Here is a 26544-nt window from a genome sequence, read left to right as displayed (position 1 = left end):
ACAAGGCATCACACAGTAAAAGATAAGATGAGACCTCTCATATACCCCGGGTTCTGTCATCGACCGGATAAAATCCGGACGACGGATGGCCATCCATCTCGACCTGACGTTGCCGCCAGGCTCTAGCGGCCTACCCGAAGGCGGGACGAGCAGCCCCTGAATGCCTTCTGCTTGGCCTTGCTCCCGATGAGGCTTGCCATGCGGTCGGCGTTACCGTCGACCCGGTGGTCTCTTACACCGCCGTTTCACCCTTGCCCGCCTTTACCAGGCGAGCGGTCTGTTCTCTGTTGCGCTATCTCTCAGGTCGCCCTGGGCGGACGTTATCCGCCATCGTGCTCTGTGGAGCCCGGAAGTTCCTCAGCCCTTCCCAGGAGGAGGGGCCGCGGCCATCCGAGAGGTCTCGTCTAGAATGATAGAGATTCGCAAGGACCTTGAAAAAATTACAACATCATAGTCAATTCTTTACGGACACAAACCGATTTTTACATTTTTGCAATTACAGGAATCAGACGGATGTTTAACGACTTCTGGGAATCAATACTTCATTGCCAGTTGGTAGCCACGGATGCTCTCATGACAGGCGGACAGACTACGAGCTGTTTACCGCTCGTAGGGGCATCTTCATTGAGTATGGCTTTCACTCCCTCATAGCCTAGTTGGTAATGGGGAAGGGCGACGGTGGTTAGCGGTGGTGCGAGATGGGCTGAGATTATCTCTTGATCGTCAAAACCTACGATGGAAATGTCATCAGGTATGCGGGATCCTCCGCGCTGGAGTTCGTCGTACAGACCCATAGCTACTCGATCGTTGTGACAAAAAACTCCTGTTGCTCCGCTATCTTTTACTCGCCTTGCAACGCTTCGGCCTCCTTCCTGGTTGGGTTCCACTTCAAAGGTCAAAGATGGATCAAAAGTGATGCCAGACTCTTTTAGGGCTTGTTTGTATCCTTCTAACCGGCCGGTCTTAGCCGGAGAATCGGCTCGGGTATTGACGAAGGCAATTTTTGTATGTCCTCGTTCTAGCAACAGTTGTGTTGCTGTTCGACCTCCTTGAATTTCGTCTGGCACAATTGCCAACGGTGAATTTTTCCTGTTCCCAAAACAGTTCACTAGGACGGTTCGTACATTATCGAGTGACTTCGGTACTTCGATTGGATGGTGATACCAGGTCGAAAAGGCAATCCCCCTGACCTTATACCGTAGAAACATCCGTATGGCTTCATCTTCAAGGCTTTGGTTGCCCTCGGTGTTGGCAATCAAAAGAACATATCCTTGTTCCCATGCTGCATTCTGCGCTCCATGGATAATTTGCCCAGCAAAGGGGGTGGTGGCAATGGAATCGGTAACCAACCCTATGAATTGCGAGTATCCACGCACTAAATTTTGAGCCATGGCATTAGGCCGATAACCTAATGCGTGTATTGATTCCATGACTTTCTCCCGAACCTCTGGACTGATCCGGGAGACTTTCTTGTTGTTCATCACTAGAGAAACTGTAGAAACTGACGTGTGCGCCCTTTGCGCTACGTCCTTGAGGGTCACTGGTTTGCTGTCATTGCTGATGGAACGGGGTTTATTGCCCCCTTGTTCTTTTGCCTTGGTAGGTTTATGTTGGTTCATCCCTTTGAAGCCCCGCCTTCAATGCCCTGTATCATTGCCTTATTCAGTATAAGAAAGACCAACATCAGAGGGGTAATAGTCACGCATACGGCAGCGAATGTTGCTGTCCAATCGGTGTTGCCCATGGCTCCAATGTAGTTTTGCAGCCCAAGGGGAATGGTCTTCAACCCGTCTGTAAGGATGAAGGTATTACCGAAGATAAATTCATTCCATATAAAAATGCTATTAACCAGCACTACGGTTACGACAGTATTCAGGGAAAGGGGCATTGTTATTTCCCAAAAGATGCGGTACGGGCCGGCACCATCCAAGGATGCCGCTTCATAGTTCTCTTGAGGAATGTAGTGATAAAAAGAGCTGAATAGGAAAACTGACATAGGTACGGAAAAACCTGCCAGGGGAATGATCATCGACAAACGCGTATCGAGAAGGTTGATTTGAGAGTAGTCGATAAAAAGAGGGACTAGTGCGATCTGAGTGGGGACGATCATGCCCAGCAAGAACACCATACGAATTATTTTGCTCCACTTAAAACCTAGTACTTCGATAGCATAAGCGGCCATCATGCCCATAATCACAATCAATAGGTCGGCCCCAAATGTCACGATGAGGCTGTTGACAATATACTGGCCAAGGTTGCCGGCTTGAAATGCTCTCGAATAATTCTCCAACGTGAAGCTGTGAGGTATTCCGAAAGCATTGCCTGATGCAAAGTCATGTTCGGTTCTTAGACTGGTGATGAAGAGCCAGAGTAGCGGATAAACCTGGATGATTACAATCAGGATTATGAACACCCTGTTCAAAACAGTATGGAAGTTCAGCTTGCTTCGAAGAGCAGAGGGTTTTTTCTGTTCACCCGGAGTCAACATACTTGTTGTACTCATGCTTCTTCCTTTCTAAAAATGACCTTGAATATCAAAGCAACTGCTATCAGGCACTCGATAACGATGAACACCGAAATGGCGCTGGCATAGCCGTAATTAGTATTTGAGAAGGCTGTTCGATACATATAAGTCGTTACGAGTTGCCCGTAGCGCCCATTGGTCAGCAGATATGGAATATCGAATCCTCGCAGACCATACGTGACTGCCATGACCACTGTGGTAATCCATACCGGTCTTATGTAGGGGAAACGAATCTTGGTGAAAAGTTGCCAGCCATTAGTGCCATCCAACCTTGCTGCCTCTTCTATTTCAGATGGGACCGACATGAATGCCGCGTAGATAATCAACATGTAGAGACCGCTAAACCGCCATCCTTCAGGTATGGAGACAGCCGCAAGAACGGTGTGCGGATCTGATAACCAGGCATGAGTCCAAGAATGAAGTCCTATGGCATCCAAGGCCTGATTGAGAAGTCCATTGGGATCAACAGAGTAGATTTTCTGGAAAAGAAATGAAATGGCTACTGTTGAAATCACTGCAGGCAGGAGATACAAGGTTTTGACCAAATTCCGACCTTTAGTCATTCCTGTGAGCAATGTGGCTACGAGGAGGGCACCTCCTAGCTGAAGAACCAGGCAAATTAGTAGGTAGATCATAGAGTTGACAAAGGACTGCCAGAAGACTGAATCTCCAGTCAGCATTTTTATGTAATTGGCAAGTCCGGTGAATTTCATGTCAGAGATGCCATCCCAATCAAAGAAACTGATGATCAGGGATTGGATGACTGGCGAAAGTACGCCCGCTCCGTATAGGAGCAGGGGAGGAAGGATAAAAATCAACACTGATTTCTTGGATCTGTATGGAAGCATGGTTGGTCCTTTTAAACGGACAGGGCTCAGATAGAGAGTCCTGCCCGAAGTTCGTCAAATATCAGTTCAAATCTTTGAAAGCTTTAGGTCCATTTTCTTGAATGACTTTATCCATGGTGCTGATAAACTTATCCACGCTGATATCGCCCTGGACCAAGAGGGGCAATTCTTGTTGCAAGCGCGTATTTGAAGTCGAGTCGAGCTGTGTTCCCAAGGCATGAGAGTTACTTTGCCGACCTTATCCGCATCATCGAAGTTGCGTTTGTATAGCGGCGTAGCGTCGGACGGTATCTTCGCAGAACTTGATTTCATCGGAGTGATCTGTCCGGTATCCGCATAAATCTTAGAATACTTTGTTAAAGAATACTTGATGAAATCGTGAACTAGCGGATCATAGGTCCTGGCGTTGATTGCCATTCCTATTCCCGATGGAGCGGCGTACTCATTCTCCGTGGTTTTGGCATCGGGCGTTGTGGGCAATAGGAAATAATCGACATCGTCTCGAACCTCTGGGTTCAGCTTCGATGTGGCCAAGGCAGGTAGGTCCCAGCTCCCGTCGTTGTAGACGGCTGCTTTACCGGAGGTGAAAAGCGCCTGAGCATCGGCGTATTCAGTTGATGAGAATCCTTGCTGGAAGCATTGTGATTTTCCCAGATCGGCCAGCCATTCTACTGCTTTGCGCCCTTCAGCATCAGAGAGTTTCGCATTACCCTTTTTGAGGTTTTTAATAAACTCATTTCCAGATGTTCTAAAGGGGTAAAAAGCCATGTAACGTTCCAACGGCCACATGTCCTTACCGTTCAAGGCAATCGGCGTACTGCCGCTTTTCCGTAAAGCTGTGCACATGGCAGGAAAGTCGTCAAGTGTCTTCGGGACGCTGATGCCGGCTTTCTTGAATAAGGCTTTATTGTAGAAGAAAACCTCGATCTGAGATTCAAAGGGAACCATATACAGACTACCGTTATCAAAGCGCTGATAGTCAAGAGCAGACGTTCGGTAGTTGTCATAGATTTTCATATCCTTCAGCATCTTTTCAACATTGACCATGCTTCCCTTTTTGGCTAGTTTTTGCGCAAAAGGCGTGGCATCGATATCGAAAAGGTCCGGGAGTTTATTCGCGGCGGCCAGTGTCTCTAACTTTTGAATGTAAGATGGCCGATCGGGTGTCGTAATCAGCTTTAGCGAAAACCCAGGGTGTTCTTTGGCGTAGTCTTGAGAAATTTGCTTCATGGCCTTGATGACTCCTCCGTCAGCTGGTCTGGACAGTAGCCATGAAATTTCGCGGGGCTTGATTTCGCCCTGAGGGTTGACGCTTTCGGCCTTATTGGCTGCTCCGCCACTACCGCACCCTGCTGCTAACAATAATGCGGCCAGTGTTGCTGCGATGGCAGCACATTTATTTTTCCTCATCCTGGTAATCTCCTTTGATTATTTGTATGGGTTGGTTGTCATTTTGTTGACAGATTTGTTCTTCTAATTTTTCTTTGCTTGTTTCATTGCCGGACTCTGGATATTTTGGCTGATGTGATTGTTGCTTCCCCATCTGTCACAGAAATGCCAAAATAGTCGCCCATGGGATTTTCCAAGCGTGAATGGAGTGTAGTGCTCCCGTCAACGTTGCACAGGCAGATGTCCTTATCCAAAAGGATGTCAATGTCATGTTTGCCTGAGGACAGATCACAAGGACGTTCTGAATCAATGAAATGGGGGATGTCGCCCGATATCTGCCACTGCTCCCTTCCTGTAGTTGGTCTGGGCCAGTGATCTAAGACCAGCCTTGAGTAAGCAGGTTCTAACCGGAGTGAATATGCTTGGTCCCCATCCGCAGAGCTTCTGATCAGAAAAGCGAGATTGTCGGGTTGATGTTCGTGAAGGATGAATTCAATGTGCACCAAGCATGTAGAAGGAAGCTCATCTGAACTCATTGTGACCCACATGCCGTCATCTCTTTTCAGATTCATGTCGGGTTCGAATTTAACCATGGATAGGGGGGAATCAAATAACTCCTTAATTTCATGGGGAATGCGGAATGATAAGGATCCATTCTTCTTTTGTATTGCTTCAAGCACTGACATGGATCCCGCCCATTGCCAAGCGCCATCATCCCTGTTGCCTTCGCGTGTTGGAATCCATCCGAAGAAAAATCGTCTGTTATGCCATTCCACGCTTTTTGCGGCATAGAAAGCACGCGCATCAATGCTGTCCGAATCGGGCGGATCCAGCCATGGCCCCTGAAGAGATCGGGCTATACGGTAACGTGTGCAGAAACGTTCTGAAAATTCTGAATATACCAGATACCACCATTCTCCCCACCGGAAAAGGTCCGGGCACTCGTGGGTGATGAACCGGTCAGGTGCCCAAATTGGTTCAATGGCACGCCATGTGTGTAGATCTTCAGAAACGCATTGGGCAATTAAACCCCGTCTTCGAGATGGCCCAGATTCATGGCGAGCGGCTATCAGCATATGCCACAGCTGATCGGACTCGTTGAAGAAGACGAACGGATCTCTCCAGTCTGATGTGTCGTACCCTTCAGTGGCACAGAATGCATCCGCAGGAATCTTGTCCCAGTCGGTGAGGGAACCGTTGCTTATAGCATGCATCACCCATTGAATGGGCTGGTTTCGCTGATTCCTGATTCCGGGATTGACTCCGGTATAGAAGAGGTGGGTGGTGCCGTCTGTGTCTTCTACGACGCTGCCGGTGTAGGCGTTAAAATCCTTGTCTTCATTTGATCCGTTATGTAAAGCAAGGCCATAGTCGCGGTAGTTTTGTAGATCTCTTGTGCCGACCAGTCGCCAGCCCATTCCTACTTGGGAACCCTTACGCTGCTCATCGAGGTAGAAGAGCATGATTTCGCCATCGCGAGTGAAAGGTATAACATCACCGACCCATCCCTGGTCCGGCTGATAGAAGATTTGTCTACTCATTGAGAACCCCGTCGTTTCAGCAGCAATAATCACAATATGAGTTGTTCGAACGTTTGAACAAACTGTATTCTGCATTCTATTGACTTATATCCAGATTGTCAAAATAAGCGATTTTTGGATTCTAAAGTGTTTGTTCAAACGTTTCAATTATTATATTTTTCATTCTTAATTGGAAAGGATCGAGAAATGTGCCCAGCATGGAAATTGGTAACCAGTCAATTTTCGTTGGGTATGGTTCCGAGGAGGTGCAACGCATGCGGTGTGTTTGTTGATCTAGCAAGCTTGAAGCGAGAAGTCCCTTGAGTCAGTGTCAAACCCATCGGCTTTCGGCTAAAATCGAAAGCACAGTCGATGGTGACTAAGTCCGCCATCGCACCAGCGGTTTGTCCGCTCACAAGTGCAAGGAGATTCCCATGGAGATCGTCATTACCGGTCGACATACCCAAATCAAGCAGCGGTTCCGCGACGTTGTGGACAGCAAGATGAACAGGGTGACGGCCATCGCCCCCGATGCCCAGCGCATCCAGGTCGTTCTGACACATGAAGGCAATCCCCGCCAGGCTGACAGCGCCAAGAGGGTGGAGCTCACGGTCCAGGCCGGCAAGACCGTGATTCGCGCCGAGGCTTCCAGCGCTGACGAGTTCAGCGCGCTGGACATGGCCTTGGACAAGCTGACCCAGCGTCTGCGCCGGGTCCGTGACCGCCGCAAGGACCATCGCCGCGGACTGGAGCATCCGCCGCTGCCCGTCGAGCTGCCCGTTGATGACCAGGCAGGCGATCAGGGAGATCAGGGCCAGAAGTCCAACTCCGACAACAGTGCCCAGAGCGCCGTCGCCTCGGACCTGGCACCGGGTCAGTCGGTCGAGGTGCAGGTGGGAGACACCCCCATCGTCATCCGCCGCAAGCTGCACATCGCCGAGCCCATGAGCATCGACGAGGCCCTCTACGAGATGGAGCTGATCGGCCACGACTTCTTCCTCTTCGTCAACAAGGAGACCCGGCGGCCGTCGGTGGTCTACCGTCGGCACGGTTGGAGCTACGGTGTCTTCGAAATCGATACGCCTGAGCATGTAGGCCAGAAGAAGTAAGAGCAAAACGGAAATTGAACAGTGGGGCGATTCCCCGGCGGCAGGTTGGCTAGACCTCCGGAGGATCGCCTTTCTTCAATGCCCGGTCCGGTTGCCAAGGTCGCAGCCGGGTTTGCGTAACCATAGGTTCCGAGAAAATCGGTGCATTCGCGTAAGATAATCAGGGTCTGGGCCTACGTCAGCTGAGGGCGTGCGAAGGCCATAAAAGAACGGTAGGGAGCGCAACGTGGTAGCAGTCTTGGACAAGGTCCTCCGTATGGGCGAGGGTCGTCAGATTCGCAAGCTTCAGGGGGTGGCCAAGGCGACCAACGCCTTCGAGGATCAGATCTCGGCCATGAGCGACGAGGAGCTCAAGGCGCAGACGCCTAAGTTCAAGCAGCGACTGGAGAACGGCGAATCCCTCGATTCCCTGATGCCCGAAGCCTTCGCCACGGTTCGCGAGGTTTCCAAGCGCACACTGGGCCAACGGCATTTCGACGTCCAGCTGATGGGCGGAGCGGCCCTGCACTGGGGCAACATCGCAGAGATGAAGACCGGCGAGGGCAAGACCCTGGTGGCCACCCTGCCCAGCTATCTGAATGCCCTGGAGGGCAAGGGCGTGCACGTGGTCACGGTCAACGATTACCTGGCCTCCTACCAGAGCGAGCTCATGGGGCGCATCTTCCGTTTCCTGGGTATGAGCGTGGGATGCATCATCACCGACCAGCGTCCCGCCGAGCGCCGGAAGCAGTATCAGGCGGACATCACCTATGGTACCAACAATGAATTCGGCTTCGACTACCTGCGCGACAACATGGCCTGGGACAAGGACGAGCTGGTTCAGCGTGGTCACCATTTCGCCATCGTGGACGAGGTGGACTCCATCCTAATCGACGAGGCGCGAACTCCTCTGATCATCTCGGGACCTGCCGAGGGCGATGTGACCCGATGGTACCGGCAGTTCGCCAAGCTGGTTCCCAAGCTCACCAGGGATGAGGACTACGAGGTCGACGAGAAGAAGAAGGTCGTCGGCATCCTGGATCCCGGCATCACCAAGGTGGAGGACTACCTGGGCATCGACAACCTCTACGAGCCCACCAACACCGCCCTGATCGGGTACCTGAACAATGCCATCAAGGCCAAGGAGCTCTTCCTGCGTGACCGCGACTACGTGGTCCAGAACGGCGAGGTCCTGATTGTGGACGAGCACACCGGCCGTCTGCTCAAGGGCCGCCGTTACAACGAGGGCCTCCACCAGGCCATCGAGGCCAAGGAGGGCGTGGAGGTCAAGGCCGAGAACCAGACCTTCGCCACCATCACCCTGCAGAACTACTTCCGCATGTACGACAAGCTGGCGGGCATGACCGGAACGGCCGAGACCGAGGCCGCCGAGTTCATGAACACCTACAAGCTGGGCGTGCTGCCCATCCCCACCAACAAGCCCATGATCCGCAAGGACCAGCCGGACCTGATCTACCGCACCAAGAAGGAGAAGCTGACCGCCATCGTCCGCGATGTGGCCAAGCGGCATGCCAAGGGCCAGCCCATCCTGTTGGGCACCGCCTCTGTGGAATCTTCCGAGGTGGTCTCCTCCCTGCTGGACGTGGCCGGCATCGACCACCAGGTCCTCAACGCCAAGCAGCATGCACGCGAGGCTGCGGTCGTGGCCGTGGCAGGGCGCAAGGGGGCTGTGACCGTGGCCACCAACATGGCAGGGCGTGGCACCGACATCATGCTGGGCGGAAACGTGGAGTTCCTTGCCGATCAGAAGCTCAAGGAGCAGGGCTTCTCCTCCGACGACACTCCGGAGGAGTATGAGAGGCGCTGGCCTAAGATGCTGGACTCCGTCAAGGAGCAGGTCAAGGACGAGCATGAGGAGGTCGTCAAGCTGGGTGGCCTCTATGTGCTGGGAACCGAGCGGCACGAGTCCCGCCGTATCGACAACCAGCTGCGCGGCCGTTCGGGCCGTCAGGGCGATCCCGGCGAGTCCAGGTTCTACCTGAGCCTGGAAGACGACCTGATGCGCCTGTTCAACTCTCAGTTGGTGGCTCGGATGATGTCCTCCAAGAGCATGCCGGAGGGGGAGCCCATCGAGTCCAAGACCGTCACCAAGGGCGTGCGCAGCGCACAGAAGTCCGTCGAATCCCGCAACTACGAGATCCGCAAGAACGTGTTGAAGTACGACGACGTGATGAACAAGCAGCGTCAGGTCATCTATGGCGAGCGTCAGGCGGTGCTCAAGGGCGAGGACATCCACAAGGACATCCTCCGCTTCATCAGCGAGACCATCACCTCATACATCCGGGGTGCGCAAAAGGGCTCGGACAAGCCCGAGGACTGGGATGCCGACGAACTCTGGAAGGCGCTGGCCTCCGTCTACCCGGTCAGCCTTGACCAGGATGAGACCATGGACTCCCTGGAGGGCCTGAAAGGCGACAAGGCCGTCAAGGCCCTGGCGGACAAGCTGGTGGAGGATGCCGATTCCATCTACCAGGAGCGTGAGGATGAGCTGGGCGAGAAGGGTTCCAGGCAGCTGGAGCGCCAGGTGGTCCTCTCCGTCCTGGACAGCAAGTGGCGTGAGCACCTCTACGAGATGGACTACCTGAAGGACGGCATCGGCCTGCGTGGCATGGGCCAGCGTGACCCCCTGGTCGAGTACCAGCGCGAGGGCTACCAGATGTACAACTCCATGATCGACGCCATCAAGGAGCAGACCGTGCAGCTGCTCTTCAACGTGGACCTCAAGCAGATCGCGGCCAGCCAGGAGAACGAGCGGCGGGCCCGCGAGGAGCGTAAGGAGAACGAGGAGGGCCAGTCCGAGCCGGTCAGCTACCAGGCGCCTGAAGAGCCTGATGCAGAGGATGAGACCAACGACATCGATGAGACGGCCGAGGAGCATGACGAGGGTGCCCCGGCTGGCAGCATACAGGAGGATTCCGAGGAGAAGGATGCCTCTGAGGATGCCGCTGACGATAGCGCTCCGGCTCCGGTCGGACCCGCGCCTATCAGCCATGCCGAGGGCAAGGTTCCTGCCAGCAAGAGGCCCAAGGCCGTAGAGGATCACTCGCCCTGGGCCGATGGTCGCACCTTCCCGGGCACGCCCCGCAACGCCCCCTGCCCCTGCGGTTCCGGACGAAAGTACAAGATGTGCCACGGCCAGAACGAGAAAAAATAACAGGTATTCGTAATCTCCAGAGGCCTGCCTAGGCAGGGTTGCTGATTTGATTGACGGTCATCGCTCACAAGGGCGGTGGCCGTTTCCATATATTGGATCCCCATTTTTCATATATTGGTAGCAAAGTGACCAAAATATGGGATTGCCTTGTGTGGGGAGGGGCGGGGCAGTAAACCTAGAGCAAACAGCGGGGCATCCAGCCCCGCTTCTTCAAAGGAAAAGAGTCATCATGCGGCCACTTAGCTGGAAATCCGTCCTGAACTCCTTGGTGTCCGGTCGACACCTGAGCGCGGATGAGGCCGAGTGGTGCATGAACGATCTGATGGACGGAAATGCCGACCCGGTGCAAGTGGGCGCCGCCCTGTCCATGCAGTCCACTCTGGGTCTGACCAGCCCGGAGGTCGAAGGGGCTGCCAAGGCCATGGTGGGCCATGCGGTGCCCCTCAAGGTCAGGGGTGACGTGACCGACATCGTCGGCACCGGTGGTGACGGAGCAGCGACCGTCAACCTGTCGACCATGGGCGCCATCGTGGCTGCCGCAGCAGGGGTCAGAATCGTCAAGCACGGCAACAGGGCCGCATCCAGCAAGAGCGGCACCGCCGACTGTCTGGAACAGCTGGGTCTGCCCCTGGATCTGCCGCCCAAGGAGGTGGCTGCCATGGCTGACCGTTACGGCATCACCTTCGTCTTTGCCAAGACCTTCCACCCTGCCATGCGTTTTGCAGGTCCTGTCCGCTCGTCGTTGGGAATCCCCACCGTCTTCAACCTTCTTGGGCCGCTGACCAACCCGGTCAAACCGCACAATGTGGCCATCGGATGCGCCCAGCGCGAACTGAGCCCCATGATGGCCAAGGTCTATGCCTCACGCGGCCAGGAGGGCATGGTCTACACCTCGGTTGAAGGTCTTGACGAGATGGCTCCGACCGGCCCTGTCTCCATCTGGGAGATTCACCAGGGTCAAGTGGAGGAACGGTCCTTCGATCCGACTCGCGAGTTGGGCATCGAACCGGTGGATTTGAATGACCTGCGTGGCGGCGATCCTGCCTTCAACGCCAGCGTTGTCAGGGACTTCCTGGCTGGAAAGTCGGTTCCTTCGCGTTCCACGGCCCTGCTCAACGCGGCGTCGGCCATTGTGGCTGACGGCACGCAGATCGATGCCGGCCCCGAGGACGATCTGAGCGTCCGGTTTGCACAGGCCTACCAACTGGCTACCCAGGTTGTGGACCAGGGCAGGGCCGCCGACCTGCTGGCGGCATGGATTCAAGGAGCCCAGCAAGCACAGATCCGCTGCCGGCAAGAGGAACAGACACGCCATCCGGTCTTGGTTTAGGTTCGCGGCTGTCAAGCCTGTTCAGGCCCCGCTGGCTGATATTCCTGCCAACGGGGCCTGACTATTTTGACGGTTCACTTCTGGCGGCTCTCGACATTATCGCCGGTAGTGCCGTTCGTCGTCATCGAAGAGCCCGCTTGAATCATCGCGGAAGTTCTTCCTGTCGATGATCAGTCCCGCAATGCCTATCAGCAGGAGCAGACCCGCCAGCAGGCCGGTCAGGCCGGACCAGCGGGGGATGAACATGGTCAGGAAGAAGCAGACCAGGCCCAGCACCGTCATGATCATGAAGGCCATCCGCCTTCTGCCCAGGTCGCTCAGGTCGGGGTTGGGCGGCACAAAATTCGACGACTGGTCCATGACCTCGTCAGTGTCCAGCCAGCTTCTGCCCTGGAAATCTCGCGGTCCGGAACCGCCGACGAAGGCATCTCGCTTCAAGTCCTCGGCCTTCAGCGCCGCCTTCTTCTCGGACTTTCGAGCCTTCTTTTCGAATTCCCTGGCCGTCCGGGACGATTCCAGGGAATCCAGCTCGTCAGCGTGCGAATTCAGGAAGTCCGCCCACTGCTCGTCCCCCTGTGAGGACCCGGTTCCCGCCTCGCTGTTATACTGATTCCCGGCGTCGTTATCCTTGTGCTCGGTCATAGAACCATCGTAACCTCGGCCGAACGCATTCGCTACCAAGGAGTCTCTGTGCTGTACTGGTTCTTCGTCAAACTGCTCGGTCCGTTGGCGCGTACCTGGTTCAAACCGACCGTAGAAGGTACGGGGAACATTCCCAAGCAAGGGGCTGCCATCATCGCCTCCAACCATTTGGCCGTCATCGACGATGCCCTCCTGCCCATCACCTGCCCCAGGATGATTCACTTCATGGGCAAGGCCGAGTACTTCAACGGCAAGGGAATAAAGGGCAAGTTCAAGAAATGGTGGTTCAGCTCAGTCGGAGTCTTCCCCGTCGACAGGTCGGGCGGTTCCAAGTCGTTGGGAGCCATGGAAACCGCGCGTTCCATCCTTGAGCACGGGCACATCTTCGGCATCCATCCGGAGGGCACGCGCAGTCCTGACGGCAGGCTCTACCGGGGGCACACCGGGGCGGCGCGGCTGGCCTTCGAGACCGGAACGACAGTGGTGCCCACCGCCATCATCGGCACTCGGCAGCTTCAGGAGCCCGGCCATGTGCTTCCGCATAAGGGCAGGACCAAGGTCATCTTCGGCAAGCCCATCACCGTGCCCTACGTGCCGGTCAACAGCCTCACTCACGAGGAGATCCGCAACCTGACCGACAGGATCATGCAGGAGATCCAGGAGATGAGCGGGCAGCGCTACGTGGACGTGTATGCCCAGGTCATCAAAGCGCATGAGAGCAGGGAAGAACTGGACTGACGACTGGCTGCAGAGATAGGACAGTCAGACCACAGTCAGGGTCACGACTGCCGGTGAGCCGTCATCGTTGACCACCTTGACCTGGGTGCCGGGGCCGGGGTCCTGGATTCGCACGGTGTGGGTCAGGTTGCCCAGCGGGGCGGAGATGTTGACCTTGAGCCCGTATCCCTGCAGGATCTGGGTGGCCTCGTCCTGGCTCTTGCCTTTCACGTCGGGCATACTGATGAATTGTGGTCCCTTGGAGATCACCACGTTGACCGCATCGCCCCAGTGCAGCTGTTCCTGGGCCTGGTGGGAGGCGGAGATCACCTGGTTGCGGGGGACCGTGTCTGACCAGTCCTCGCTGTAGTTGACCTTGAGCCGGAGGGCTTCCAGAGCCGCCTTGGCATCGTTCCTTGCCTTGCCGATGATGTCCGGCATGGCCACCGGCATCCGGCCCTTGGACAGGACCAGGCTGACCTTGGTATCGTGTCGGGTCTTGGTCCCCGGGGCCGGATCCACTGAAATCGCCGCCCCCTCGGGTATGTCCATGGAGTACTGGTCCTTGGAGGTGTCATGGTCGATCTTGTCGAACCCAGCCGCCTTCAAGGCTTGCAGGGGGTTCTTGCCGTTGGAGGTGTCCGGCAGGAGGATGTCCTTGGGCACTGTTGCCTGGCGAATCCCCTTGGAGACGGTCAGTTTGAGGTTGCCGCCCCGCTTGCTGATATGGGCTCCGACGGTATCGGGATCCGCGGCCATGATGGCCCCTTTGGGCACTTGGTCGCTGAAGTCGTATTCGGTGTAGACACCGATGCCTGCGACCTTGAGCGTGCGGGCGTACTTGGCGTAGTCGGCTCCGATGACCCTGCACCCCTGATTCTCGGAGCAGGAGATGTCATCCGGCTTGGGCAGGGCTACATAGCTGCCCGGACCCAGGTAGTACCACCAGGCGCCACCGCCGCCTCCGGCCAGGGCCAGCACCAGCAGAACCACCAGCACAATGATCAGGCCCCGATGCCGGTGCTTGGGTTTGGCTGTCTCGGCACCTTGCTGCAAGGTCTGGAAGGAAGCCGGGACGGCCGTCGCATCGGCGGGGGAGGCTGCCAGGTCCTGAGGCTGCAGGACGGTCGTGGTTTCGGCCTGGGAGGGGGTGTCCACGTCATTGAGTTGATAGCGTCTGGTCGCTGCCTCTGTATCGTTCTGGGGCGGGGCCGGCACAGCCGGGACGGTGTCCGAAATCTCTTGGTCGGTTGCAGCAGCAATGGTCTCCGTGGCTGCATCCTCGGTATCGTCGCTGGGTGGCGTAGCTCCCTGGGTTGGCGATTCCGGAATCTCAGGGTCGTGCCCAGGGGTTCCGGCAATGGCAGACTCGGGCTGACCGCTGGCTGTGGCTGCTGCTGCGGTCCCTGCAGGCAGCACGTAGTCCATGGCCTGCCGATCCAGCCCCCTGACCACCTTCCTCAGGCTCTCCAGGGCCTTGCCCGCGTCGTCCGGGCGATTTTCGGGGGAGCGGTCGGTCAGCCCGGAGACCAGTGCGGCCACAGATGGGTCGATACCCGGGCAGACCCTGGCCAGGGAGGGAACGTCCTCGTGGACGTGCTTGAAGACGATGGTCACCGGATTATCGCTGGCGAAGGGGACCGTGCCGGCCAGCATCTCGTAGGCGATGATGCCCACGGCGTATAGGTCGCTCTGGGGGGATGCCTCATTGTTCTCGATGGTCTCGGGGGCCAGGTAGGCGGCTGTGCCCATGAGCATGCCCGTCGAGGACAGGGTGGACTGGGCGGCGGCGCGGGCCAGGCCGAAGTCGGTGATTTCCACGTGGCCGCGGTCGTTGATGAGGATGTTTTCCGGCTTGATGTCGCGGTGGATGACGCCGGCTCGGTGGGCGGAGGCCAGACCGTCGAGGATTTCGCCCACGATGCGCAGGGTCTCCTTCAGGGGATAGACACCCTGCCGAGCCATGTCCGTCCGCAGGCTTATTCCGTGGACATACTCCATGACCAGGTAGTCCAGCCCCTGGTCGACACCGGTGTCGTAGACCTGGACGATGTGGGGGTTGGCGATGGCAGCCGCAGACCTGGCCTCCCGGCGGAAGCGCTCCTCGAACTGGGCCCTGTGAGGTCCCTGGGCCAGCATGGTGTGCATGATCTTGACTGCCACATGTCTGGACAGTCGCAGGTCCAGAGCCTCGTAGACCGTGGCCATGCCACCTTGCGCGATCTCGCGCAGAATGCGGTAGCGCCCGTCTATGATCCGGTCGCTGGTCCTCTCGTCCGCTTCACTCATGCTCGTCTTGTCCGGCCCTCTGCACCTCGGAGGCCTGACCGGCCTCGGCATCAATGGAAGATACACGTTCATGATACCCGGCGGTGGTGGCAAGCGGCAGGAAGCGTCGGCAGGCCTTCAAAAAGATGATTCGACCCTCTGTCGACAGATTCAGATCATCGGCCAGGGCCTGGGCTTGGGTCTGTGCTCGGGTGGAAAGGTCGGCCATACGTCGACGACTGGCATTTACGGCGCCACAGGACTGCATCAGGTCACGGACCATATTCACCTGGGCATCCTTGCGGCGTTGGGAGGGGGAATCGTAGAGTCGGCGAACCTCCTGGGCCTGATCAGGGTCGGCCATGGCCAGGGTGTCAGCCAGGAGGACGGTCCGCTTGCCCTCGCGAATATCTCCGCCCACGGGCTTGCCGGTGTGGTGGTCGTCGCCTGTCACATCCAGCAGATCGTCCGCCAGTTGGAAGGCCAGCCCCAGGTCCAGGCCCAGGGCGCGAACCGACCCTTTATGCTCTTCCAGGTCTGCTCCGGCCGCTAGCAGGCCCAGAGCCAGAGGGGCCAGCGTGGTGTATGAGGCGGTCTTCCACGCCATGGTGTGCAGAGCCTGACGGCGCAGTTGTTCCGGATTGTCCAGGCGGGCCTCCTCCATTCCCATGTCCAGGACCTGGCCGGTGACCACAGCCGTCTGCATGGCTTGAAAAGCCCTGCAAACGGCCGGCCCCTGAGGCAGGTCGGTAGCCGCTTGGAGGGCTATTTCTGTGCTCAGCGATGCCAGCAGGTCGCCAAGGAGGATGCCCAGGCCGGTGCCGCGGGCATTGGGCCCGGCGGGGTCTTGGCTGTTCGGATCGTTTCTGACAACTGGCCGGCTCAGGGCCAGATGGGCGGCAGGGCGGCCCCGACGACGAGGAGAGCCGTCGATGATGTCGTCGTGGACCAGGGCGCTGGTCTGGTAGACCTCCAAGGCGCAGGCAAGGTCCACTACCGCCTGTTCACGGTTCGGATTCTGCCCGCAATCCAGAGCCCCCCAGACATCGCAGAGCAGCAGGGCGCGCAGTCGCTTGCCGCCTCGGCCAGCCTCGATTGCCTGGAGGATGACCGCCTGCAAGGCCTCCTGGGAGGGGTCCTGATCCAGGGGATGGTCCAGTCCAGGCTCTGGAGCAGTCAGGTGGTCGCAATGCTGCTGGAGCAGTTCCTCCATGCGCTGTTCGACCCGTGCTGCTGTCACGCTCTTCATGCCTTAGAGCCTATCCGCATATCTGCCCAGCAGGCAGGTTCCAGGACCTTGGTGGATGGATGACCCCACTTGACCACATGATCGGATATGGCCTTCTTAACGGTTCCCACTGGTTCAGGATGATGCCAAGGCTTCCCGGCCAACAGACCGGGGAGCGGATGGGAGGCGATGACGACATGAACGATTCACATGAACATGGCATGACAGAACTGATGGAGAACTACCGGGAGGGCCGACGACGATGGGGTGTGGAAGATGCTGACAGGCGATGGCTCCGGCAGCCCTTGACCGAGTGGACTGCATGTTTGAAGGGACAACAGGCAGAGCCGCATTTGAACCCCGACTCTACTGACCGTCTGGCCGTGGCCATCACGGAGACCCTGGCCATACGCGACGGGCTTATCCTGTCCATCCTGGCACCTGAGCCAGGTCTGGACGATGACCGGCTGCTGGACCTGTGCGTGCGCCCCAACGATCCGGCCAATGTGACGGCGCTCTGCAGCATTCTGGATTCAGTATTCAAGGATTCCACGATGCGGCCGGACCATCCCCGTTGCCGGGCTGGGCTTGTCATGCTCGAGGCCATGGCGGGTAAGGCGCCGCCGGGGTTCCGGTCCCAGCCCCTGGCGGTTGCGTCCTATGTTGACTGGTGGAGTGGGGGATCCCAGGCATCCGGGTTCGCCGAGCAAGCCCTGGCCGACGACCGTTCCTGCAGCCTGGCCGCCATCGTCCTGGCCTTGATCGGCCGCAGCATCGACCCGGCTTGGAGGCAATCGAGCTGAATCGGGAATAATCGTCCCCCTGGGGTGGTTCACTTAGTGAGTCTACGATTTGACCTTGCCATAGCTGTGCCTTAGAAGCAGTGTCGGCGGGTGGGATGATCCAGGAGGAGAATTTGGCCACGAAGGACACCAAGTCAGCCAAGACAGCCGCAGTGGATACCGGAAAGGGCCGGACCAGTTCAACCGCCGGCAAGACCAAGACCGCCACCAGGTCCAAGACCAGCAGCAGCAAGGCGTCCCACAAGACCTCGTCCCGCAAGACCGCCACTGCCAGCACTTCGACGGCCAAGACGAACCGGCGCCCGGCCTCCAAGACCACGAAGAAGGTCGAAGAGGAGCCCATTCTGCAGCAGGAGGAGCAGGAGCCTGACGAGGACCTGCTTGAGGACCAGGAGGACGACGACCAGCTGGACAAGAGCGAGGATCAGCTGGAGGACGAACCCGATGAGGACGATCAGGAGGAGGACGAGGTCTCCCGGGTCGAGGATGAGGCCGAGGAGGATCGCAAGGCCGCCCATGCCCTCGCCGCCAAGGTCAAGGGTGCCTTTGTCGTCGACGATTCCGATGATGACGAAAACGTCGCCCCCTCGGGCAATCCCAAGCGTCGTGTGGTCACCGCCGGAGCCACTGCCGATCCCGTCAAGGACTACCTCAAGCAAATCGGCCGCGTCAGCCTGCTGAATGCCGAGCAGGAGGTGGACCTTTCCGAGCGTATCGAGGCCGGCCTCTATGCCCAGCATCTGCTGGACACCGAGGGTGAAGGCATGGACTTCAAGCGTCGCCGCGAGCTCAAGTGGGCCGCCAACGACGGGAAGAAGGCCAAGGACCATCTGTTGGAGGCCAACCTGCGACTGGTGGTCTCTCTGGCCAAGCGCTACACCGGCAGGGGCATGCTCTTCCTGGATCTGATCCAGGAAGGCAATCTGGGTCTGATCCGCGCGGTGGAGAAGTTCGACTACACCAAGGGCTACAAGTTCTCCACCTATGCCACTTGGTGGATTCGTCAGGCCATCACCCGCGCCATGGCCGACCAGGCCCGCACCATCCGTGTGCCCGTCCACATGGTCGAGGTCATCAACAAGCTCTCCCGCGTCCAGCGGCAGATGTTGCAGGATCTGGGCCGCGAGCCCACTCCCGACGAGCTGGCTCGGGAGCTGGATATGCCTGTCGAGAAGGTCCAGGAGGTCCAGAAGTACGGACGCGAGCCTATCTCCCTGCATACCCCCCTGGGCGAGGACGGCGACTCTGAGTTCGGCGATCTGATTGAGGACACCGATGCCATCGCCCCCTCGGATGCCGTGGCCTTCTCCCTGCTGCAAGAGCAGTTCCAGCAGGTTCTTGAGACCCTGAGTCCCCGCGAGGCCGGCGTCATCAAGATGCGCTACGGCCTGGAGGATGGGCAGCCCAAGACCCTGGATGATATTGGCCGCGTCTACGGGGTCACCCGTGAACGCATCCGCCAGATTGAGTCCAAGACAATGTCCAAGCTGCGCCATCCTTCGCGCTCGCAGACCCTGCGGGACTTCCTGGATCAGTGACCGCTGCGCCCGGCAAGGGGGTACTGATACTGTCGAGGCCTCCTTGCTAGAAATGGTCAACGGTGCGTAAGCGACTGCCCATGTGAGGACCTGTGTCCCCTGGGCGCCATGAGGTGAACGGCGAGGTAAATGGTGGCGAAAAAGGCTGATACGGCAAAGTCCTACGGTGCCGGAAGTCTGACGGTTCTGGAGGGCCTGGACGCTGTACGCAAGCGTCCAGGCATGTATATCGGGACTACGGACAGCCAGGGGCTCATGCACTGCCTTTGGGAGATCATCGACAACGCCGTGGACGAGGCCCTGGCCGGCCAATGCGACCACATCAAGGTCATCCTGCACAAGGACGGCTCCATCGAAGTGGACGACAACGGCCGAGGCATCCCAGTCGATATTGAGCCTCGGACAGGGCTGACCGGCGTGGAGGTGGTTCTGACCAAGCTCCACGCGGGTGCCAAGTTCGGCAACTCTTCTTATACGGCCGTGGGCGGCCTGCACGGGGTAGGCTCTTCGGTGGTCAACGCCCTGAGCTCCCGGTTGGATGTCGAGGTGGACAGGGACGGCAAGACACATAGGATGCGGTTCCATCAAGGCCATCCCGGTACCTACCAGGACCCTGACCCGGAGCATCCCTCGCCTGACTCGCCATTCAAACGCACCAGGAAGAATCGGCCTACGCCCCTGGAGGTGGTGGGCAGCGTGCCTAAGTCCCGGACCGGTACCAGGGTGCGCTACTGGGCCGACCCAGAAATCTTCAACCCCACGGCCCGGTTCAGCTACGACCAGCTGATTGACCGAGTGCGCCAGACCAGCTTCCTGGTGCCTGGCCTCAAGATTACCGTGATCGACGAGCGCATCCCCGCCACAGGCAGCGCCGAGCAGGACCTGCGCCTGGAGGTTGACGGCGAACCCGCTGGGGAGTCGAACAACCAGGGTGTTCAGGAGAACCCTCTTGAATCGTCTGACAGCGGCGGCCTCACTGAAGAGGGCGATGAAGACGAAAGTGCCGAGGACGCACAGGCGGATGATACCGATCTTTCGGCCACCGAACAGGCTGACCGGGCCATGTTGAGGCCGGAGGACGAGTCCGACCATCAGCGCGTGGAGGAGTTCCTGCACACCGGCGGTGTGACGGACTTTGTGGACTTCCTGTCCAAGGGCGAGCCGGTCAGTGACGTCTGGCGGATCAGCGGCCAGGGCACCTACCAGGAGGAGACTCAGCGGGTAGGCACCGACGGCGAGCTGCACGCCGAGCAGGTGGAACGTGTCTGCGGGGTGGATATTGCCCTGCGCTGGGTCAATGACTATGATTCAGTCGTCCGTAGCTTCGTCAATGTGGTCGAGACGCCCGGCGGAGGCATGCACGTGGACGGGTTCATGAACGCCATGACCCGCCAGGTGCGTAAGGCCGTGGAGGCCAACGCCCGCCGTCTCAAGGTCAACCTCAAGGACTCCCACACCAAGGTGGAGCGCGACGACGTCCTGGCCGGGCTGGTGGCCGTGGTCACCGTACGCATCGCCGAGCCGCAGTTCCAGGGCCAGACCAAGGACGTGCTGGGTACGGCCCAGGTCAAGCCCATCGTCACCCGGATGACCGACGACCAGTTCGGCCAGATGATCAGCGGCTCCAAGCGCGGCTTCAAGGAGCAGTCCGGCCAGGTGCTGGAGAAGATCGTCGGCGAGATGCACGCCCGCGTCCAGGCACGCAAGACCAAGGAGGTCACCAGGCGCAAGAACGCCCTGGAGTCAGCCTCCATGCCCTCCAAGCTCTCGGATTCCATGCCCGGCAACGACGACATCGCCGAGCTGTTCATCGTCGAGGGCGACTCCGCCCTGGGTACGGCCAAGGCCGCCCGAAACTCCATGTTCCAGGCCCTGCTGCCCATCCGTGGCAAGATCCTCAACGTCCAGAAGGCCTCCCTGTCCCAGATGCTGACCAACAAGGAGTGCGCCTCCATAATCCAGGTGGTCGGCGCGGGTTCGGGAGCCAGCTTCGACATCGACCAGGCCCGCTACAACAAGGTCATCATGATGACCGATGCTGACGTGGACGGTGCCCACATCCGCATCCTGCTGCTGACCCTCTTCTACCGCTACATGCGTCCACTGATTGAGAACGGGCGAGTCTACGCCGCCGTGCCCCCCCTGCATCGAATCGCGCTTGCAGGCAGGAACAAGGGAAAGTTCATCTACACCTATTCGGACGATGAGCTGGAGGGCAAGCTGGCCGACCTGCAGGCCAAGCACATCGACTACAATCCCGATGTGCAGCGCTACAAGGGTCTGGGCGAGATGGACGCCGACCAGCTGGCCGACACCACCATGGATCCCCGGACCCGCATGCTGCGCCGCATCCGCATGGAGGATGCGGCGCAGGCGGCCGGCATCTTCCCCCTGCTCATGGGCGACGACGTACCGCCCCGCAAGCAGTTCATCGTGGACAATGCCGACGACTTCGACCGGAGCAAGATCGACACCTGATCGACCTTCAGCAGGGCGCAGGGAGGCGGGGAGAGGAGTGTGACGCATATGGACGGTCCCTTGGATAATTTCTCCCCGCAGACTGCCGACTGGTTCCGCCGGGCCTTTCCCGAGGGGCCCACGCCGACCCAGGTGCAGGCCTGGCCGGCCATCCGCTCAGGCGGCGATGCACTGATCATATCGCCCACCGGGTCAGGCAAGACCCTGGCCGCCTTTCTTTGGGCCATTGACGAGCTCATGACCAGGCCCCGGCGCTCTCGGAAACCAGGGGTCGCCGTGCTCTATATTTCACCCATGAAGGCCCTGGGGACGGACGTGGCCCGCAACCTGCAGGGTCCACTGGAGGGCATCGCCGAACGTTTTGCCCGACAGGGACGAAAAGCGCCCAAGGTCCGGACGGGCATCCGCACCGGAGACACCGACGCCCGCGGCCGTAGGGCTCTGGCCGCCCATCCTCCGGATATTCTGGTCACCACTCCAGAATCCCTTTATCTGATGCTGACCTCAAAGACGGCCAGCACGCTGAGGAACGTCCAGACCGTTATTGTGGACGAAATCCATGTTCTGGCGGGCAACAAGCGCGGGGCTCATCTGGCGCTGAGCCTGGAGCGGCTGGACGACCTGGTCGGACGGCCCGTGCAGCGGATCGGCCTGTCGGCTACGGTCCGGCCGCCCGAACAGGTGGCACGCTTTCTGGGCGGCAGCCGTCACGTCAGCCTGATTCAGCCCAAGTCGTCCACAGCCATGGACCTGCGGCTGATCGAGCCCCTGGAGGACATGGGCGATCTGGCTGCACCGCCCGGGGAATCGGGCCAGGATGGGCAGAATGGCGACCAAAGAAGCGGATCCATCTGGCCTGCCGTCGAGCGGGCCATTCTGGATCAGGTCCTGTCCCACCACACCACCCTGGTCTTCGTCAACTCCCGCGGCCTTGCCGAGCGCCTGACCGCCCGGCTGAACGACCTGCACCAGTCCGATCTGCAAGAGTCCAAACACCGTAGCCGAGGCAGCAGTGGGCAGGACCAATCAGATTTATCCCCTGAAACAGAGGAGCCCACGGCCAGGGCTGGGCAGGTCGGGGAGCCAGCCCACTATGATTCGGCCACCGGGTCCACCTCCGGGAGGACTTCCGGCCAGGTTGTCGACCAACCCATTGCCATGGCCCATCATGGTTCGGTATCCAAGGAACGCCGACGCCAGGTTGAGGACGACCTCAAGGCCGGCCGACTGCGCTGTGTGGTAGCCACCTCCAGCCTGGAGCTGGGCATCGATATGGGCTCGGTCGATCTGGTCATCCAGGTCAATGCCCCGCTGTCGACCGCCTCGGGGCTGCAGCGCGTGGGCCGGGCCGACCACCAGGTAGGTCGGGTATCGCAGGCCAGGCTTTTCCCCCTGACCCGTGAGCAAATCCTGGAGTGCACGGCCAGCATGGAAAGCATGGTCCAGGGCGACATCGAGCCCACCATCATGCCCAGTAGCCCCCTGGATGTTCTGGCTCAGCAGACGGTGGCCGCAGCTGCCATGGGACCGCTCAAGGAGGAGGACTGGCTGGCCACGGTCAGACGGGCCGCGCCTTTCGCCCACCTGGGCCAGCAGGTCTACCGGGCGGTGCTGGGTATGCTCAGCGGCGCCTACACCTCCCAGGACTTCACCGCCTTCCGCCCCATCCTGGTCTGGGATCACCAGACCGGCACATTGACAGCCCGCCCTGGTGCGCAACGCCTGGCGGTCACATCAGGAGGCACCATTCCCGACCGTGGCTCCTACAGCGTGGTCATGCCCTCAGAGGCCGCCGACGGCAAGCCCCGGCGAGTGGGGGAGCTGGACGAGGAGATGGTCTACGAGTCCCGCAAAGGGGACGTGATCACCCTGGGCACCACCTCCTGGAGGATCCAGCAGATCACCCGTGACCGTGTGGTGGTGGTACCCGCCCCGGGACGCTCCGCAAGACTGCCCTTCTGGCACGGGGAGGGCACCGGTCGCGACCCCGCCTTCGGCCGTCGCCTGGGCAGGCTCGCCAGGGAATTGTCCCAGGGCCTGATACCGGCGGTCCAGACTGCCTCCGGTAGGCCTGGCTTCACCCAAGCCGTCTACTCTCGTCTCTTGAAGGACGGTCTGGACCGTCCTGCCATCAACAATATGGCCGCCTTTCTGGCTGAACAGCAGGTCTCCACCGGCCAGGTGCCGGACGACATGCATCTGGTAGTCGAGCGCTGCCCCAACGAGGAGGGCGACCTGAGGCTGATCCTTCACTCGCCATACGGCCGCAGGGTCAACGAGCCCTGGGCCCTGGCCGTCGCCGCCCGGCTCTCCCGCGAGCGCGGATACGACGGATCCGTCTGGGCTGGGGAGGACGGCATTGTCGTTCAGATTCCGGGTACCGATGCCTTCCTGGAAGATCAGCGAATATTCGGATTTACCCCCGATCAGATAGAGCGCGAGGTCCGACGGCATCTGGTGGGCTCAGCGCTCTTCCAGTCCCGTTTCCGCCAGTGCGCAGCCCGCTCGCTCTACATGCCCAGGATGGAGCCCGGTCGCAGGGTACCGCTCTGGCAGCAGCGTCTGCGGGCCTCTCGGCTGTTGGACGCGGCTTTGAAGGAGGATGACTTCCCCCTGGTTCTGGAGACCATGCGCGAGTGCCTGCAGGACGTCTACGACATGCCTGCCCTGCGCGAGCTGATGGCCGACCTGGAGCAGGGGAGCGTCCGTCTGGTCCCGGCTTCCACACGGACCCCCTCACCCATGGCCTCAGGGCTGCTCTTCGGCTACCTGGGGACCTTCATGTACCAGTACGACATGCCCAAGGCCGAGCGCGATTCCGCCATGCTGGCCATCGACTCCGACCTGCTGGAGCAGATGGTCGGGCAGGTGGACATGGCTGACCTCCTGGACCAGGGGACCGTCGACCAGGTGACCGCTGATCTGCAGCGGCTTTCCCCCAGGACCCAGGTCAAGGGGGCCGAAGGGCTGGCCGACCTCTTGCGCACCCTGGGCCCCATGGATCTGGCCGAGATTCGTCGGCGTATGCACGGCCAGGAGGACGAACCGGTGACGGAGGCACAGGTCCGGGCCATGCTGGAGGAGCTGCAGGCCCAGTCCAGGGTGGTCCAGGTCAGGCTGGGTACACGCGACTGCTGGGCATGGACCGGTCAGGCAGGGCGGCTGACGGCGGTCCTGGGCCCAGGCATCCGGACATCACCCCAGTCAATAAAGGAATCGGAATCAGACAGCGATGCCTTCGACCAGCTGGTCAGGCAATACGCTGCGGTCCATGGGCCATTCACCACCCAGGACCTGTCTGGTCACCTGGGCCTGGGAAGTCCTCCCTTGGAGGACAGATTGCGTTCCCTGACCGCACGCGAGCTGCTTATGACCGGGGTCTTCCCTCGGCCTGACCTGAGTGCCTATGGCGAGCCTGGATGGGAGGGAGGCGAACCCCGCCGAGGGTGGCTGGATCCCGAGGTCTTCCGTCGGTTGCGCTCGAGGTCCCTGGCCAAGGCCAGCAAGGCCGCCAGTCCCGTCCCCGGCCATGTCTACAGCGATTTTCTTCTTCATCGGCAGGGTCTGGCACCCCTCGGACAGGAGCCCCTGATGGGCACCGAGGGGCTTCTGGAGGTGGTGGGGCAGCTGGAAGGGCTGGCCTTGCCGCCTGTGCTCTGGGAGTCGGCCATCTTCCCGGCCAGGGTGCGTGATTACGGTCCCGCATTGATGGACGATCTGCTGGCCTCGGGCCAGGTGGTCTGGGTGGGGTCCGACCAGGGCGAGGGGCCTCTGGGAGCCATGACCTTTTATCTGGCCGAGGACCTGGATGAGGAGTTTCCGGCACAAGCTGCCGGTTCTCAACCAGTAACGGATGAGGCCGGCAAGTCGGGCAACCCAGGCAATCTGGAAGAGACCCTGCTGGGTGTCTTGGACGACGGGGGAGCCTACCGGTTCGATCGCCTTCTGCGCGCCTGTGCCAGCCGGGGCGGGAATGACATTGAGTCCCCTGATTCTGAATCCTTTGATTCTGAAGCTTCCGATCAGGAGGCTTTGGCCCGGTCGCTCTGGGATCTGGTCAGGCGTGGATTGGTCACCAACACCTCCCTGGCTCCGGTCCGGCGACTGGTCCGAGGATCGGGTCCGCTGCCATCGGGGAGGGCCCGCCGTTTGCCTCATGGTCTTCGTGGACGCAGCAGGACCGTGGGTCGCGCAGCCTTAAGACGGACGGCTGGCTCCTTGGCGCTGTCAGCGGCGGAGGAGGGATTCTGGACCCTGGTTGCGGATGAGCGCGGAGTAGCAGAAAGTGCAGCGGGCACCGGCGTGGCCAATCCAAGCGACAAATCGAGAGGCAGCCGGGATGGTGACCGGCAGCGTACCGTCCGCCTTGTTCACGAGGGGCAAGCCATCCTGGATCGCTATGGGCTCCTGGCTCCGGTCCTGCCTGAGGTACGGTCCCTCCCTGGTGGATTCTCGGCGCTCTATCAGGTTTGCAGACGCATGGAGGAGGCCGGCCAACTGACACGTGGAGTCATCGTGGATGGTTTTGGCGGCGCCCAGTTCGCCCCCCGGGAGGTGATTGACCAGCTCAGAGGCTTCCAAGAGGATGAGCACAATGGTGATGGCGGATTGGAGCGGCGGCCTCCCGAGCCGGTGGTCATGGATGTGACCGATCCTGCCAACCTCTATGGCACGGCCCTTGCCTGGCCCTCCATATCCGGGGATGCCGGTGGTCGACCCACCCGGCGGGCGGGAAACCTTGTGGTGCAGAATCGAGGCCGTGCCCTGGTCCATGCGGCGCCCAAGGGGCATCATGTGCTGGTTTTCGGTAAGCCCGAGCGTGGATTGCTGGAGGCCGCCTTCGTCCAGCTGGCCTCATGGCTGAGGCGGGAGGGGCAGGGACGCATCCTCTTCAGCGATGCCAATGGCCGCCCCCTGACCATGCGTGAACCGGTGGGCATGGCCATGGCCGCAGCCGGGTTCACGGCCGGGCCAGGCGGCATGGCCCTCTACTGAG

The 26544-nt window shown here is 59.5% G+C and carries 15 protein-coding genes, 1 other RNA gene and 2 pseudogenes; 9 read left to right on the top strand and 9 right to left on the bottom strand.

What is annotated here, in order from left to right; translation table 11 throughout:
* Positions 1–25: 25 nt before the first annotated feature.
* The 6 genes from rnpB to ACUIAF_RS03150 form a co-directional block, all read right to left on the bottom strand.
* An RNA gene (gene rnpB / locus ACUIAF_RS03175) (RNase P RNA component class A) lies at positions 26–402 on the bottom strand.
* 140 nt (positions 403–542) lie between these two features.
* Positions 543–1481, bottom strand: a complete 939-nt coding sequence (locus ACUIAF_RS03170) for a LacI family DNA-binding transcriptional regulator (protein ID WP_445338985.1) — start codon at positions 1479–1481, stop codon at positions 543–545.
* 134 nt (positions 1482–1615) lie between these two features.
* The gene (locus ACUIAF_RS03165) at positions 1616–2503 is read right to left on the bottom strand and encodes a carbohydrate ABC transporter permease (RefSeq protein ID WP_445338984.1); all 888 of its coding nucleotides are present in this window, start codon (positions 2501–2503) and stop codon (positions 1616–1618) included.
* Positions 2500–3372: a carbohydrate ABC transporter permease gene (locus ACUIAF_RS03160; RefSeq protein WP_445338983.1), complete on the bottom strand. Its 873-nt coding sequence runs from the start codon at positions 3370–3372 to the stop codon at positions 2500–2502. Before ACUIAF_RS03160 ends, ACUIAF_RS03165 begins: the two co-directional genes overlap by 4 nt.
* Before the next feature lie 66 nt (positions 3373–3438).
* Positions 3439–4782, bottom strand: coding sequence for an ABC transporter substrate-binding protein (locus tag ACUIAF_RS03155; RefSeq protein WP_445338982.1), 1344 nt, complete (start codon positions 4780–4782; stop codon positions 3439–3441).
* Positions 4783–4865: 83 nt separating this feature from the next.
* Complete coding sequence (locus tag ACUIAF_RS03150; RefSeq protein ID WP_445338981.1) at positions 4866–6377, bottom strand: hypothetical protein; 1512 nt, start codon at positions 6375–6377, stop codon at positions 4866–4868.
* A 338-nt stretch (positions 6378–6715) separates the two neighbouring features.
* On the opposite strand from ACUIAF_RS03150, the gene hpf reads away from it, so the two are divergent.
* The 4 genes and pseudogenes from hpf to trpD all read left to right on the top strand — a co-directional run bounded on the left by hpf (position 6716) and on the right by trpD (position 11874).
* Positions 6716–7390: a ribosome hibernation-promoting factor, HPF/YfiA family gene (hpf, locus tag ACUIAF_RS03145; protein ID WP_445338980.1), complete on the top strand. Its 675-nt coding sequence runs from the start codon at positions 6716–6718 to the stop codon at positions 7388–7390.
* A 226-nt stretch (positions 7391–7616) separates the two neighbouring features.
* A pseudogene (secA, locus tag ACUIAF_RS03140) lies at positions 7617–10125 on the top strand (preprotein translocase subunit SecA); the annotation flags it as partial.
* Positions 10126–10358: 233 nt separating this feature from the next.
* Positions 10359–10544: pseudogene (locus ACUIAF_RS03135) on the top strand (SEC-C metal-binding domain-containing protein); the annotation flags it as partial.
* 229 nt (positions 10545–10773) lie between these two features.
* On the top strand, positions 10774–11874 hold the full coding sequence (gene trpD / locus ACUIAF_RS03130; protein ID WP_445338979.1) for an anthranilate phosphoribosyltransferase: 1101 nt from the start codon (positions 10774–10776) through the stop codon (positions 11872–11874).
* A 96-nt stretch (positions 11875–11970) separates the two neighbouring features.
* Here trpD and ACUIAF_RS03125 read toward each other — a convergent pair whose 3' ends face one another.
* Complete coding sequence (locus ACUIAF_RS03125) at positions 11971–12516, bottom strand: hypothetical protein (protein ID WP_015021661.1); 546 nt, start codon at positions 12514–12516, stop codon at positions 11971–11973.
* A 48-nt stretch (positions 12517–12564) separates the two neighbouring features.
* Here ACUIAF_RS03125 and ACUIAF_RS03120 point away from each other — a divergent pair, with 48 nt between their 5' ends.
* The gene (locus tag ACUIAF_RS03120; protein ID WP_445338978.1) at positions 12565–13254 is read left to right on the top strand and encodes a lysophospholipid acyltransferase family protein; all 690 of its coding nucleotides are present in this window, start codon (positions 12565–12567) and stop codon (positions 13252–13254) included.
* A gap of 24 nt (positions 13255–13278) precedes the next feature.
* Here the strand turns inward: ACUIAF_RS03120 and ACUIAF_RS03115 are convergent, their stop codons facing one another.
* Both ACUIAF_RS03115 and ACUIAF_RS03110 read right to left on the bottom strand, forming a co-directional pair.
* Positions 13279–15522 (bottom strand): protein kinase domain-containing protein, encoded by a 2244-nt coding sequence (locus ACUIAF_RS03115; protein WP_445338977.1) that lies wholly within the window; start codon positions 15520–15522, stop codon positions 13279–13281.
* Positions 15515–16750 (bottom strand): polyprenyl synthetase family protein, encoded by a 1236-nt coding sequence (locus ACUIAF_RS03110; RefSeq protein ID WP_445338976.1) that lies wholly within the window; start codon positions 16748–16750, stop codon positions 15515–15517. The genes ACUIAF_RS03115 and ACUIAF_RS03110 overlap by 8 nt, the downstream gene beginning before the upstream one ends.
* 176 nt (positions 16751–16926) lie before the next feature.
* Here ACUIAF_RS03110 and ACUIAF_RS03105 point away from each other — a divergent pair, with 176 nt between their 5' ends.
* From ACUIAF_RS03105 to ACUIAF_RS03090, 4 genes are all read left to right on the top strand, one after another.
* The gene (locus ACUIAF_RS03105) at positions 16927–17532 is read left to right on the top strand and encodes a DUF4192 family protein (protein ID WP_181415573.1); all 606 of its coding nucleotides are present in this window, start codon (positions 16927–16929) and stop codon (positions 17530–17532) included.
* A 113-nt stretch (positions 17533–17645) separates the two neighbouring features.
* Positions 17646–19070, top strand: coding sequence for an RNA polymerase sigma factor (locus ACUIAF_RS03100; protein ID WP_445338975.1), 1425 nt, complete (start codon positions 17646–17648; stop codon positions 19068–19070).
* Between the two features lie 129 nt (positions 19071–19199).
* Positions 19200–21548, top strand: coding sequence for a DNA gyrase/topoisomerase IV subunit B (locus ACUIAF_RS03095; protein ID WP_445338974.1), 2349 nt, complete (start codon positions 19200–19202; stop codon positions 21546–21548).
* 48 nt (positions 21549–21596) lie between these two features.
* Complete coding sequence (locus ACUIAF_RS03090; protein WP_445338973.1) at positions 21597–26543, top strand: ATP-dependent helicase; 4947 nt, start codon at positions 21597–21599, stop codon at positions 26541–26543.
* The last annotated feature ends 1 nt before the right edge of the window (position 26544 follow it).

This window comes from Bifidobacterium sp. ESL0822 (assembly GCF_052606675.1).
Note: the sequence above shows the minus strand (reverse complement) of the source record. Positions and strands in the feature narration are given on the sequence as shown.